This is a genomic window from Asticcacaulis endophyticus (assembly GCF_014652575.1).
In the GTDB taxonomy this organism is placed as follows: Bacteria; Pseudomonadota; Alphaproteobacteria; order Caulobacterales; family Caulobacteraceae; genus Asticcacaulis; species Asticcacaulis endophyticus.
Genome location: NZ_BMZB01000001.1, coordinates 1,467,313 through 1,480,497, shown reverse-complemented (window position 1 = coordinate 1,480,497; position 13,185 = coordinate 1,467,313). Strand labels below are relative to the sequence as shown.

12 protein-coding genes are annotated in these 13,185 nt (G+C 58.9%); 4 read left to right on the top strand and 8 right to left on the bottom strand.

Features of this window, described 5'->3' with window-relative positions:
- Window position 1 precedes the first annotated feature (1 nt).
- From IE102_RS06660 to IE102_RS06630, 7 genes are all read right to left on the bottom strand, one after another.
- Window positions 2-160: a DUF1427 family protein gene (locus tag IE102_RS06660; protein WP_189485620.1), complete on the bottom strand. Its 159-nt coding sequence runs from the start codon at window positions 158-160 to the stop codon at window positions 2-4.
- 2 nt (window positions 161-162) lie between these two features.
- Window positions 163-435, bottom strand: coding sequence for a DUF1427 family protein (locus tag IE102_RS06655; RefSeq protein ID WP_189485619.1), 273 nt, complete (start codon window positions 433-435; stop codon window positions 163-165).
- A 2-nt stretch (window positions 436-437) separates the two neighbouring features.
- The gene (locus tag IE102_RS06650; protein WP_189485618.1) at window positions 438-2,381 is read right to left on the bottom strand and encodes an amidohydrolase; all 1,944 of its coding nucleotides are present in this window, start codon (window positions 2,379-2,381) and stop codon (window positions 438-440) included.
- Between the two features lie 22 nt (window positions 2,382-2,403).
- A complete protein-coding gene (locus IE102_RS06645; RefSeq protein ID WP_189485617.1) occupies window positions 2,404-3,084 on the bottom strand; it encodes a hydrolase in 681 nt (226 codons plus the stop codon).
- 238 nt (window positions 3,085-3,322) lie between these two features.
- A complete protein-coding gene (locus tag IE102_RS06640) occupies window positions 3,323-3,712 on the bottom strand; it encodes a c-type cytochrome (RefSeq protein ID WP_189485616.1) in 390 nt (129 codons plus the stop codon).
- Between the two features lie 58 nt (window positions 3,713-3,770).
- Window positions 3,771-5,135 carry an FAD-containing oxidoreductase gene (locus IE102_RS06635; protein WP_189485615.1) on the bottom strand — a complete coding sequence of 455 codons (1,365 nt, stop codon included), beginning with the start codon at window positions 5,133-5,135 and terminating at the stop codon, window positions 3,771-3,773.
- A 10-nt stretch (window positions 5,136-5,145) separates the two neighbouring features.
- Window positions 5,146-5,604, bottom strand: coding sequence for a DUF4126 family protein (locus tag IE102_RS06630; RefSeq protein ID WP_189485614.1), 459 nt, complete (start codon window positions 5,602-5,604; stop codon window positions 5,146-5,148).
- Window positions 5,605-5,855: 251 nt separating this feature from the next.
- Between IE102_RS06630 and egtB the strand changes: the two genes are divergently transcribed.
- From egtB to IE102_RS06610, 4 genes are all read left to right on the top strand, one after another.
- Window positions 5,856-8,009, top strand: a complete 2,154-nt coding sequence (gene egtB / locus IE102_RS06625) for an ergothioneine biosynthesis protein EgtB (RefSeq protein WP_189485613.1) — start codon at window positions 5,856-5,858, stop codon at window positions 8,007-8,009.
- Window positions 8,010-8,116: 107 nt separating this feature from the next.
- A complete protein-coding gene (locus IE102_RS06620; RefSeq protein WP_189485612.1) occupies window positions 8,117-9,955 on the top strand; it encodes a M10 family metallopeptidase C-terminal domain-containing protein in 1,839 nt (612 codons plus the stop codon).
- A 117-nt stretch (window positions 9,956-10,072) separates the two neighbouring features.
- Window positions 10,073-11,152, top strand: coding sequence for a zinc-binding metallopeptidase family protein (locus IE102_RS06615; RefSeq protein ID WP_189485611.1), 1,080 nt, complete (start codon window positions 10,073-10,075; stop codon window positions 11,150-11,152).
- 82 nt (window positions 11,153-11,234) lie between these two features.
- Window positions 11,235-11,858, top strand: coding sequence for a DUF2939 domain-containing protein (locus IE102_RS06610; protein WP_189485610.1), 624 nt, complete (start codon window positions 11,235-11,237; stop codon window positions 11,856-11,858).
- A 2-nt stretch (window positions 11,859-11,860) separates the two neighbouring features.
- Here the strand turns inward: IE102_RS06610 and IE102_RS06605 are convergent, their stop codons facing one another.
- Window positions 11,861-13,180, bottom strand: a complete 1,320-nt coding sequence (locus tag IE102_RS06605) for an amidohydrolase (protein WP_229807590.1) — start codon at window positions 13,178-13,180, stop codon at window positions 11,861-11,863.
- Window positions 13,181-13,185 lie beyond the last annotated feature (5 nt).

Here is a 13,185-nt window from a genome sequence, read left to right as displayed (position 1 = left end):
ACTAACTCACAATATATCCGCCTGCGACAAAGCCTAGGGTCATGGTCAGAACCAGCAGGGCGCCGACAAGCCTGGGTGGGGCCGGCAAGGGCAGATCAAAAAAACGACAGACAAACCCGATCAACAGACCAAGCGCGATACCGATAAACGTGGGCCACATGATCAGTCTTTCCTGGAGGTTTGGGGTTGAGGGGTTTGGGTCTGGGCTGGTTTATGGGGATGGCCGGTGGGGCCGCCACTGTGTACTTCGCTCACTTTGGGCCGATGCGACAACCTGCGGTCAGTGAGTATCCACCCGACCGTCATGGCGACGACCAGCAAAGCGCCGGTGATTACGGGCGGCGCAGGGCTGGGGATACCGCTCACGCGGCAGCCGAACCCTATGCCGAAACCGAGCACCAGTCCGATCACGATCTTGAGATGCTGAGCGGTCACGGTCACGCCCAGCACGCGCAGCCGAGCACACCCCAGAAATCACGCAGATTATTCGCCGGAACATTGGCGGCATAGGCGCCTCCGTGGGCATGGCCGTGCACCTTACAGTCCGTACCGCAGGCGCAAGATAGGCGAGAGATTTTGTCGAGCGACGCGATCTCAGCCTTTTTATGCTGATACCCGCCAAAGGTGCGCACCGGCGACCAGTCAGGGCTGATCGGCAGCGCCGCCGGGGCGAGCGGTTTAAACGCGTCCTGCGCATGAACAATCTTGCCGCCGACGATCGTCAGGACGGAATAAAGATCCTTGATATCGCTTTCAGGGATGCGCATCAGGTCGGCATTGGGCACGGCGATATCCGCATATTGACCGACCTTAAGCGCGCCCTTCTTGCCGTTTTCGGTCGAGAACCATGCCGAGCCTTCGGTATAGAGCCGCACCGCCGCTTCGCGATCGAGACGGTTTTGCGGGCCATAGAGCGACAGGCCGCCCAGCGTCTTACCAGAGATCAGCCAATATATGCCCACCCACGGATTATAGCTGGCCACGCGGGTTGCATCGGTGCCCATGCCCACCGGCACACCGGCCTCCAGCATGCGCTTGACCGGCGGGGTCTGTTCGGCGGCCTTAGCGCCATAGCGAGCCACAAAGGCCTCGCCCTGATAGGCCATGCGGTGCTGAACAGCGATCCCGCCGCCAAGAGCCCGGATGCGGTCGATATTGCGCGGGCTGACGGTTTCGGCGTGATCGATGATCCAGTGCAGGCCATCGAACGGAACTTCGGCATTGACACGCTCAAACACATCGAGAAAGCGCGAGATGCTTTCATCATAGGTGCCGTGGATGCGGAACGGCCAGCGGCTTTCGACCAGATGCCGGGTCACCGCATAAAGCTCATCTTCCATAGTGGCCCCAAGCTCCGGACGCGGCTCACGGAAGTCTTCATAGTCGGCGGCCGAAAAGACCAGCATTTCCCCGGCACCGTTATGGCGATACATGCCGTCACCCTCCCCCGGCTTAACGATCTTCGTCCAGGTCTGGAAATCTTCCAGTTCTTTGCCCTTGTTCTGGGTGAACAGGTTATAAGCGATGCGCACGGTCAACTGGTCATTTTTGGCCAGGGTACCAATTGTGTCGTAATCATCGGGATAATTCTGAAACCCGCCGCCGGCATCGATCACCGAGGTGATGCCCAGCCGGTTCAGTTCCTTCATGTAATGGCGGGTCGAGATGACCTGATCGGCGGGCGACAGCTTTGGCCCCCTGGCCAGGGTCGCATACAGGATCAGGGCGTTGGGTTTGGCAATCAGCAGCCCGGTTGGGTTACCGGCACTGTCGCGCTGAATTTCACCACCCGGTGGATTGGGCGTGCCCTTATCGTACCCTACCGCCCGTAGAGCCGCCTTATTGAGCAGGGCGCGGTCATAAAGATGCAGAATAAACACCGGTGTATCCGGGGCGATGGCGTTGATTTCATCCAGCGTCGGCAGGCGCTTTTCCGCAAACTGGTGCTCGGTAAAACCACCGACCACGCGCACCCACTGCGGGGCCGGGGTGACGGCGACTTGCGCCTTAAGCATATCGAGCGCCTCAGCAACCGATGCGACCCCGTCCCAGCGCAGTTCCATCAGATAGTTCAGCCCGCCGCGGATCAGATGGGTGTGGCTGTCGTTAAGACCCGGAATGACGCGCTTGCCTTTCAGGTCGATCGTTTGCGTCTTCGCACCCTTAAGCTTCATGACCTCGGCGTCCGTATCCACCGCCGTGAACCGCCCGTCTGTGATCGCCACCGCCGTCGCATTGGGGTTGGTGCGGTCGAGCGTGGTCAGCTTGGCGTTATAAAGGATCAGGTCGGGCGTCATATTCAGGTCTTTCGTCAAGGCGGGTACAGAGATCAGGGCCGAAAACGCGGAGCCTCCGGCAAGGACAGTGCGGCGGTCAAACATGGGAGGCTCCTGCGTTCAGACGTTAGGCGTGTTCCGCCGCCCCCTTGACGACATGGGCAAATTCGCCGCGCTGAGGCGCCTTATGGACGTGGGTGTAGGCGTAATCGACGCCCATGCCGTAAGCGCCGAAATTATCGCGCACGATCTCCATGACACCGTTATAGGTGTCGCGTTTGGCCCAGTCGCGTTGCAGTTCCAGTAGGGCCGTAATGGTGGTCATCGACCGGGCGCCGGCCTGCTCCATGCGGCGGACGGCGGCGTTATGGCTTTCCTCGGAAGTGCCGCCCGAAGCGTCCGTCACGATAAAGACTTCAAAGCCATTTTCCAGCGCGCTCAAGGTCGGGAACAGCAGACAGGCCTCGGTCCACAACGCCGCCATAACCAGCTTTTTCTTGCCCGTGGCCTTTACCGCCGCCACAAACGCATCAGTATCCCAGGCGTTCATCGATGAGCGCTCGATCGGGTCCTGCTGCACGACGTTGAGCAGTTCCGGCCAGATGTAGCCGGAGAAGCTCTCGGTCTCAACCGAAGTCAGGATGGTCGGCACACCGAACAGCTTAGCCGTACGGGCCAGGGCGACGGTGTTATTCTTAAGGGTTTGGCGGTCAATGGTCGTCACGCCAAACGCCATTTGCGGCTGGTGGTCGATAAAGATGAAGGCGGTGTCGTCGGCATTGATCAGGGCATTGGTGCGATAGGACATGATGTGGCTCCGTGTAAGATTGGCGATGTCAATTTACTCCCCTTTTCACAGCCAAAGGCCACTAAGACGGGGGATTTACAGGGGAGACACAAATGTCTGCGCGGCGTCGCCCTGTGGTGACAACAGGTGTAAGCCGATCAAATTAGTTGCGAAAGTCGCGTTTTTTCGTTCAGTGAGTTGCAATATTTGCAACACTATAGGCGCCAAAATGGCCATCTCCGGCAGGCACCGCCGGCGCTTAGCGCGTCGCTGATTTCAGATAGGCAATCAGGGCCGCACGGCGTGCCGGATCAGCGGGGGCGCGGGTGACCATCTTGGTGCCGGGTACGGTCTTGGCCGGGTTGGTAAGGTAAGCGTCAAGCGTGGCCTCATCCCAGACTTTGCCATAGGCTTTCAGGGCCGGGGAATAGTTGAAGCCCTTGGAGACCGTGCCCGCCTTTTTGCCGAACAGGCCATTCAGGTTTGGCCCCGCCCCGTCCTTACCACCGGCCTCTAAACTGTGGCAGGTCTTGCAGGCCAGAAATACGCGCTGGCCTGCCGCCACCGGATCGGTCGCCTGAGTCTGAGCGAGGGCGGACGATGTGGTCATCAATGCGCCAACTAAGACAAATGCAGCAACCGTTTTCATGGGAACTCCGAACGCTAAGAATATCCCTTTTTAGATCATGGTTTTGAGCGGCTGACAATCAACCTTTAAGCGGCTTTAAATCCCCCAACAGCGTCGGAATAAGCTCCGACACCGTCGGGTGTATCGGCACCGCCCATTGCAATTCATCGACGGTGGCGCCCGCATTCATCATGTCGAGTATGCCGTGAATGGCCTCATCCCCGCCGGTGCCCAAAATCGCTGCGCCTAAGATTTTCTTAGTCTCGGCATCCGCCACCACCTTCATAAAGCCTTTCGTTTCGCCTTTTTCGATGGCACGGCCGACACGGGTCATGGGTCGGGTCGAGACCAGCAACGGTCGGCCGGTTTTTTCGGCCTCGGCCACCGTCATACCCACGCGCCCCAGCGGCGGATCGATATAGAGCGCATAGCCCAAAATCCGGTCGCTGACCTTACGCGCCGCGCCATCCAGCAGGTTGGCAGACAGGATTTCAAAATCATTATAGGCGGTGTGGGTAAAGGCCCCGCGCCCGTTGCAGTCGCCCATCGCCCAGATGCCGTCAACCGAGGTCGCAAGGCCATCATCAACCGTAATATATCCCCGCGCGTCGGTCTTTATACCCGCCACCTCCAGTCCCAGATCATCAGTATTGGGCCTGCGTCCCGTGGCGACCAGCAGGTGGGAACCGCTTACCGTCTGCGCGCCCATAGCCACGCTGATGACCGCGCCGGTTTGGGAGACAGCCATGTCTTCGATGCCGGTTTGAACGGCGATCCCCTCGTCCTCAAGGATATCACGCACGGCGTCTGAGATATCGGCATCCTCACGCGCGATCAGGCGAGCCCCGCGCTCAATGACCGTGACCTTTGCCCCAAACCGGCGATACATCTGCGCGAATTCCAGCGCGATATAGCTGCCGCCGATGACGATCAGATGGTCCGGCAGATGATCCAGCGTCACGATCGAGCTGTTGGTAAGATATGGAACCCCATCAAGCCCTGGAATACCGGGTATCGCCGCTCTTCCGCCGACATTGAGAAAGATTTTGGGGGCGGTTATGTCCTGTCCGTTAATACTCAGGGTTTTGGGGCCGGTAAACCGCGCATGGCCCTCAATGACTGTGCAACCCTCCATCCCTTTGAGCCAGCTCTCTACATTGCCGCGCGCATCGAGCGTGACCTTGTGGCTGCGGGCGGCGACGGCCTTCATATCGACCGACACCGCGCCCACCGTCACCCCGTAATCCCCGCCACGTCGCGCCAGATGGGCGGCATAAGCACTGGCGACCAGCGCCTTGGTCGGCATACAACCAGTATTGACACAGGTGCCGCCGAACAGCTTACGCTCAATGATGGCGACCTTTTGCCCCGACTGCGTCAGCCGTCCGGCCAGAGATGGCCCGGCCTGCCCGGCACCGATGATGATCGCGTCAAACTCTGCCACGAACGCCCCCTTAGACGAAATGGATCAGGGCCAGCGCCCCAAGCACGGCCACAGCGTCCTCAATAAGTGCTGCGGGCAAATCCTTGCCAAACCGCGCCGCCAATTTCCCACGGGCCGCCGCCCCGCCAAAGGTTCCGACAACCGCCCCAACAACGCCCAGAACGATACCGGGGATAAGCGCGCCTACACCAATCGCCAGCGTTGCCCCGGCCAGAGCACCTGAGACCAGCCGCGCCCCAAACTGCACCGGCACCTTACGGCTGGGGGTTTGCGGCAACTGATCGGTGATCAGCTCAGCAACGGCCAGCACTGTGAATACCCAAGGCGTCCATGAATTGCCCATAAACTCAAGGGGTGTGCCCGCCACACTGACCCAGCCCAGATGCGCCGCCCATGAGGCCGCCGCCAGCGGCGTCATGGCCCTTAAGCCCGCCACCACACCCATCAAAAGCGTCACTACAAATATCATGATAGAAAATCTCCGGTGCCCTGCTGCCAAAACATGCTGCCAGAAACGGGCAGCGCGTCAGCCTATACCGGCCGGCAGTGGGCTGGTATCACCCGAAAAAGATTATTTCGGGGGATGCCGCTGGTCAGACATGCCGCTGATGGCCAGTATTGTGGGCTGTATTCAGGGCTACTGACGACACCATTTAAAACTTATGATTATCTGCCGATAGTCCCCCACGCGACAGCAGACCGAACGACAGGATGCAGGTTATGGATACGCTTTACGTCCCGGCCACCACAACACAAAGCGTAAACCCGCCCTGCCTTCAGCGCTACCTTCAGATGCGCACCCACACCCACAGCCTGATCGCGCCCCTGACGCCGGAGGACATGGTGGTGCAGTCCATGCCGGACGCCAGTCCCGTCAAATGGCATCTGGCCCACACGACCTGGTTTTTTGAGACCTTTATCCTCAGCCAAATGCACGATTATCAGGTTTTTGATCCGGCGTTTGGCTACCTGTTCAATTCCTATTACGAAGCCTTGGGCCCGCGCCAGCCGCGCGCGCAGCGGGGCCTTCTGACCCGTCCGTCTCTGGAGGCCGTTCTGTCCTATCGCCGCTATGTCGATGACCATATGTCGGTTTTCCTGTCGTCGGATCTATCGCCGGAAGTCACGGGTCTGCTTGAGTTGGGGCTGGCCCACGAAGAACAGCATCAGGAACTGCTGTGCATGGATGTGCTGCATTTGCTGGCCCAATCGCCGCTCAAACCGGCCTATAATCCGCGCTGGCCCAATGTGGAGGCCGGTCGGCGCGGGCGGTTCACCCGCATCGACGGCGGGCTGGTTGAGATTGGTGCGGACAATGACGGGTTTGCGTTTGATAATGAGCGCCCGCGCCATAAGGTCTGGCTGGAACCGTTTGAGATCGCCGACCGGCTGGTGACCAACGGCGAGTGGCTGGAATTTATGGCCGATGGCGGTTATCAGCGCGCCGACCTGTGGCTGTCGGACGGCTGGGCGATGGTGCTGGCGCAACAGTGGGATTCGCCGATGTACTGGCAATCCGAGGGTGCTCATTGGCAGGTCATGAGCCTGCGGGGTTTACAGCCGCTGCAACCGGATGCTCCTGTTACGCATATCAGCTATTATGAAGCCGCTGCTTTTGCCGTATGGAAAGGTGCGCGTCTGCCGACCGAAGCCGAATGGGAGCACGCCTGTCTGAGCGGCGCGCTGGAGCAGGCCCACGATGTCGCTTGGCAATGGACGAATAGCGCCTATTTGCCCTATCCCGGTTTCACCCCCGGCACCGGCGCGGTCGGGGAATATAACGGCAAGTTCATGTCGGGTCAGATGGTCTTACGCGGTGGGGCTAGCGTCACGCCCAAGGGACATGCCCGCCCGACCTATCGCAATTTCTTCGGCCCCGATAAGCGCTGGCTGTTTTCCGGTTTGCGGCTGGCAAGGGATTTTAAACCGAACCGTTTCAAAGACAGCGAGTTCGCCGCCGATGTTATCGCAGGATTGTCCGCCACGCCGAAATCCCTGTCGCCGAAATATTTTTATGATGCGGCGGGTTCCGACCTGTTTGAAGCCATCTGTGAGCTGCCGGAATATTACCCTACCCGCACGGAGACCGCTCTACTGCAAAAGACCGCGCCAGACATCGCCGCCCATATTCCGTCGGGCGCTGCCCTGATCGAGTTTGGCAGCGGGGCCAGCGCCAAGACTAAGATCATGCTGGATGCCGCCCCGCAAATCTCAGCCTACGTGCCAATCGACATCAGCGTAGATGCTTTGGACGGGGCGACGGCCCGGCTTAAGGCCGGTTACCCGCAGCTTGATATCCAGCCGGTTGCCGGGGACTTCACCGCCCGCGTAGACCTGCCAGACACGGTGCGCAACCGCCCCAAGGTCGGGTTTTTTCCGGGCTCAACCATTGGCAATTTCAGCCATGACGCCGCCATTGCCTTCCTAATGAGTGCCCGTGAGGTGCTGGGGGCGGGCAGCCAACTGATCGTCGGCGTCGATATGGTCAAGGATGAGGCTACGCTCCATGCCGCCTATGATGACGCCCAAGGGGTGACCGCCGCGTTCAATAAGAACCTGCTCACCCGCATCAACCGCGAACTGGACGGCGATTTCGACGTTGATAGCTTTGATCATCTTGCGGTCTGGAACCCGGATCGAATGCGCATCGAAATGCATCTGGTTAGCCGTAAAGATCAGACCGTGCACGCCTTGGGACAGACTTTCGGCTTCACCAAAGGCGAGCGCTTTCATACCGAAAACTCCCACAAATTCACCGTCGCCTCGTTCACCCGTCTGGCCACCGCCGCCGGATGGACGATCAGCGATCAGTGGATCAGCCCGGCCCCTGAATTTGCGGTTTTCCGCCTGCTTCCGGGTCAAGCTACGGACTGATTTCGGGTCAAGTTATTGTCATCCTATTCTACAAACGGCGGATATAGCGTAGGTTTCAGATCTATAGCTGCGTAATGCTCTAACATCGATTGCCTATGGAGACCGCCGTGTTTACCTCCGCATCTGCCGCCCTCGAATCCTCAAGCTTTGTGTACAGCCAAATCGATCCGAACTATGTGCGCGGCAATACTGGGCCAAACACCAAGCCCTCCTTCACGGTTGACGAAGCGGCCGCCCAACTCATCCGTGGCGGCTGGGCGCTTAATGGGTATAATGTTTCCGGGCAGGCTGCGACCATCACCTATGGCTACCGTGCGACCTCCGGCACCATGCCCAACGACACCGGCGGCTTTTCTGTATTCAACGAAGCACAGATTCTGGCGACAGAACTGGTTCTTCAAGCCTGGGCCGATGTGGCCAACCTAACCTTCGTCAGGGCTGGTTCGGGTACATCCGGAGGGGCTGCCTATTCAGACTCAGCGTCGCTTCTGTTTGGCAATTACTCAACCGGAATGGATGGTGCCGCAGGTTTTGCGCAAAGCTCGTATTCCACCTGGGGCAGTCAGGTCACCGTCAACGCCGGAGTATGGATCAACTCAACCTCTTATGGCAATGGAACGCCGGCAGTTCTGAACTATGCATTTCAGACGCTGACCCACGAAGTCGGCCATATTCTGGGCCTGTCCCATCCTGGCAATTACAGCGCAACCGGCGGGGAAACCTTAAGCTATAGTGCTCATGCCCCCTACTACGAAGACAGCCGACAATATACTGCCATGAGCTATTGGGACGAAAGCAATACCGGCGCCGATTTCCAGAACTACTCAGCCTCAGCCCCCTTGCTGGATGATATCGCCGCCGCCCAAAGCCGCTACGGCGCCAATATGTCGACCCGCACCGGCGATACGGTTTACGGCTTTGCCAGTAATGCAGGCCTGCCGTGGTTCTCAGCCACCAGCGCGTCTTCGGCGCTGATATTCTGTGCCTGGGATGCGGGGGGAACGGACACCTTTAATTTCAGCGGCTACACCAGCGCCTGCCTGATTGATCTGCGGGCGGAACATTTTTCCAGCGTTGGCGCTCTGATTGGCAATGTCTCGATCGCCAGGGGCGCTACCATCGAAAATGCGATCGGCGGATCAGGCAATGATACCCTTTATGGTAATTCGGTCGCCAACTTTCTGTACGGTCAGGATGGCCGGGATCTGGTCTATGCCGGCGGTGGCAACGATACGCTTATCTTGGGACATAATGACGATACCGCCTACTCAGAAGATGGTGACGACACCCTGTTCGGAGAATACGGCCATGACTTTCTGGCCGGCGGGTTTGGCAATGACACCCTGTATGGCCAGGTCGGAAACGACACGCTGTTTGGCGAGGGCGGGCAGGATACGCTGATTGCCGGTACTGGCAATGACACGCTCTATGGTCAGGACGCCATGGATGTTCTTTTCGGAGAGACCGGAAATGACTTTCTGGCCGGGGGAACCGGCGAAGACCGACTCTACGGTCAGGAAAACGAGGACACTCTGTTTGGCGAATGGGGCGCCGATATACTGGACGGCGGCAATGGCGGCGATTTCCTGATTGGGGGACTTGAGGCAGATTACCTGACCGGCGGCGCGGGCGGGGATATATTCTATTTCGATACGCGCACAACGGCCGCCGATTTTGTATTTGATTTTGATCGCGCGCAAGGCGACCGGCTGGCCCTAAGCGCGTCTGCCTTTGGGGTTCCGGCCGGATTTCAGCTTACGCAAGGTGTTGGCTTCTTAACGGGTGCAGGTGTCACGCCAACGGCGACCACGGCAACGGTTTATTTTGATACCGCCACGCGCGCCCTGTGGTTTGATATTGATGGCAATGGCGCATCAAGCGCAAGCGTGGTGGCGTTTCTGCTGAATACACCGACCCTTCAGGCGGGCGACATTATGTTTATCTGAGTTAGTCCTTACGCACTGCTTACAAAACAGAGGATGTGTAAAGATGGATTTAGGAGCATCATACGCCTTAGACAGGCAATAAGTGTAACCCAAGCCGCCAGAAAATAACCGCAAGTCATGAAAATCTTCACCTGTAGCAACTGTCAGAATACGGTCTATTTCCATAACCGTAATTGCGTGAACTGCGGCTACCGGCTGGGCTTTGTGCCGCAGCTACAGGAACTGTGCGCGATGGAGCCGGTCAGCGAACCATTCTGGAAGCCGGTGAATGGTTCGGCCAGTCAGCGCTTTTGCGCCAATGCCGTCACCGATGTCTGTAACTGGACGGTCGGGGCCGAAGACCCCAACGATTTTTGCCGGGCCTGCCGCTACAACCGCTTTGTGCCCAACAGTATCGACAACTGGCGCCGGATTGGTGAGGCCCAGCGCCATCTGTTCTATTCGTTCCTGAAATGGAACCTGCCGGCGCAGGGGCGCGATGTCGACCCGCACGGCGGGCTGGCTTTTGATTTCCTTGAGGATCAGATCACGTCCGACGGCCGCCATAAAGCCGCCATGACCGGTCACGATGAGGGACGGATATCCATCCGTGCGGCCGAAGCCGACGACCTGACCCGCGAGACCGTGCGCAGTCAGATGAATGAGCATTACCGCACGCTGCTCGGCCATTTCCGGCATGAGATCGGCCACTTTATCTGGAACAAGATGGTGCGTGATGGCGGATTGCTCGAAGAATGCCGCGCCGTCTTTGGCGATGACCGCATCGACTACGACACGGCCATTCAGAAGCACTATACCAATGGCACGCCACCCAACTGGCAGAACGAATATATTTCCGCCTACGCCTCGATGCACCCGTGGGAGGATTTCGCGGAATCGTTTGCGCACTGCCTGCACATCATCGACGCGCTGGAAACCGCCCATTGTTACGGCATGGCGCTCAAGGCCCCGCATCACGATGCCATTGCCGCCGATGTCGATTTCGATCCCTATACGGTGCTCGATTTTGATCGTCTGGCCGAGACCTGGATACCCTTAAGTGTGGCTATCAACTCCATCCATGCCTCGATGGGGGAACGCCCGCTTTACCCCTTCATCCTGTCGCCGCGCGTCAAGGAAAAGCTGGCCTTCGTCCATAAGATCATCACCCGCCAGCCGGTGCAGCGCCCGTTTATTCAGACTCCGCAAATGGCGTAAAAAAAGCAGGTGCGGAAGTACGCTGCGTCATGATATGGTTAACGGGTGGGATGCCTGAACGGGCAAAATTGGGGGACGCTTCGTGTCAAGGATACTGCCGCTTACCGTTATTTTCGCGCTGCTGGCGTTCGTCGCGGCGTTTCTGGCCGGGCCGATCTGGTCGTTTTACGATCTGCGCTCGTCTGCCGAAGCCGAGGATATTCAATCCCTTGCCGAACTGGTCGCGTTTGATGATGTGCGTACATCGCTCAAAGCCCAGTTGATCACCTCCACGGAGGGCGACAGTATCGCCGCCCCGCCGCCCAGCTTCCTGAAAGACCCGATCGGTGCCGTCGCTGCCGCCATTGTGCCTATGACCAAGCCCACGCCGACGATCAATATCGACTCGTACCTGACCGCCCGCGCGATTTGGGCCCTGACCTTGGGCGCCGGTAAGGACGCCAATAAGGTCGACCCCAGAACTTTTACCGACAAACCACCGGTGCCGGACGTGCTGTACTGGAGCCCCGACCGTACCCGCCTGTCGGTCACCCATCCGGTGCAGGGCGAAACCATCTTCACCATGAAGCGCAAGACTTTGTTTGGCTGGCAGCTAATGCATGTCGGCCTGCCGGGTGTGGATGACCTGCCCGCCACCATGTCGGTGACGCCTTCGCCAGAAGATAAGGCTCTCGCCAGTTCCGGAGCCAAATCGCCCGTCGAGTAGGATTAAACTGACGCCTCGCGCGTCAGCATAAATAGCGCCGCCAGAGCATGGGCGCGCACCCCGACTTCCATCGCCGGTTCATAAATGTTGAAATAGGGCGAATGGTTGGGCGGGATTTTTTCCGGGTCTTCGCCGGGTTTAGCGATGCCTAAGAAACAAAACACCCCCGGTACGACTTTTTGATATTCGGCAAAGTCCTCACCGCCGGTAATCAGCGTCGCCTTATCGCTGACCTTACCCTCCCCCGCCGCCTTGACCAGCACCGGAAAGATGTCCTTCGACAGTTGCGGATCGTTATAGGTCAGCGGCGCGTTCATGGTGAACTCGACCTTGGCTGTCGCCCCATAGGACGCCGCCAATTGCTCGACCACCTTGGTCACCTTATCGATGGCTTCATCGCGGCGCGCCTTTGAAAACGTACGCATGGTCCCGGCCAGCCGCAGGGTTTCAGGTATTATATTATAGCGCAGACCGCCTTCCATGATCGAAATCGTCACCACCGTCGGCTCCTTGGTGATGTTCAGACGACGCGAAGTAATCTGGTTGATCGTCTGGGTGATATCGGCCGCCAAAGCCGTAATATCGACCCCGTCCCATGGTCGTGATCCGTGGGTCTGCACGCCGTGCAACTGGATTTCCAGCCGGTCGGTCTGGGCCATGAAGCCTTCGGGCCGGTACAAAAGTTCCCCCGGCTTACCCGGCCAGACATGGATGCCGAAGATGGATTTGACCTTGGGGTTATCCAGCGCGCCGTCGCGGATCATGACATCGGCGCCGCCCTCTTCGCCCTTGGGCGGGCCTTCCTCAGCCGGTTGAAAGATAAAGACAATATCCCCGGCAATGTCGGCCTTCATCTGGCTCAACACTTCTGCCGCCCCCAGCAGCATGGCGACATGGGCATCATGGCCGCAAGCATGGGTGACCGGCACGGCCTTACCTTCATATTCACCCATGGCTTTGGAGGCAAACGGCTCACCGGTCTTGTCCTCCACCGGCAGGGCGTCCATATCGGCGCGCAACGCAATCGCAGGCCCCGGTTTCCCGCCTTTTAGCACCCCAACCACGCCATTGCCCGCAAGGCCGGTGCGCACGCTAAGGCCCATGCGCTTAAGATCCTTGGCGATCAGTTTTCCGGTGCGCACTTCACGGTTGGACAGTTCCGGGTTCTGATGGATATCGCGCCGCCAGGCGACGACCTTGGGCTGATACTGGGCCGCCAGTGTCGCTACGCGGGCCTCTAAGTCTTGCGCCCACACCGGCAAGGGCATGGCCGCGCCTGCCAGCCCCATCAGAACGAAACGGCGATCAAATTGGATGGTCATGGCCT

Bases quoted from the DNA above. Each gene is read 5' to 3' on its own strand.
- IE102_RS06660 (WP_189485620.1), bottom strand. From the start codon at position 160: ATGTGGCCCACGTTTATCGGTATCGCGCTTGGTCTGTTGATCGGGTTT.
- IE102_RS06650 (WP_189485618.1), bottom strand. From the start codon at position 2,381: ATGTTTGACCGCCGCACTGTCCTTGCCGGAGGCTCCGCGTTTTCGGCC.
- IE102_RS06645 (WP_189485617.1), bottom strand. From the start codon at position 3,084: ATGTCCTATCGCACCAATGCCCTGATCAATGCCGACGACACCGCCTTC.
- IE102_RS06640 (WP_189485616.1), bottom strand. From the start codon at position 3,712: ATGAAAACGGTTGCTGCATTTGTCTTAGTTGGCGCATTGATGACCACA.
- IE102_RS06630 (WP_189485614.1), bottom strand. From the start codon at position 5,604: ATGATATTTGTAGTGACGCTTTTGATGGGTGTGGTGGCGGGCTTAAGG.
- egtB (WP_189485613.1), top strand. From the start codon at position 5,856: ATGGATACGCTTTACGTCCCGGCCACCACAACACAAAGCGTAAACCCG.
- IE102_RS06615 (WP_189485611.1), top strand. From the start codon at position 10,073: ATGAAAATCTTCACCTGTAGCAACTGTCAGAATACGGTCTATTTCCAT.
- IE102_RS06605 (WP_229807590.1), bottom strand. From the start codon at position 13,180: ATGACCATCCAATTTGATCGCCGTTTCGTTCTGATGGGGCTGGCAGGC.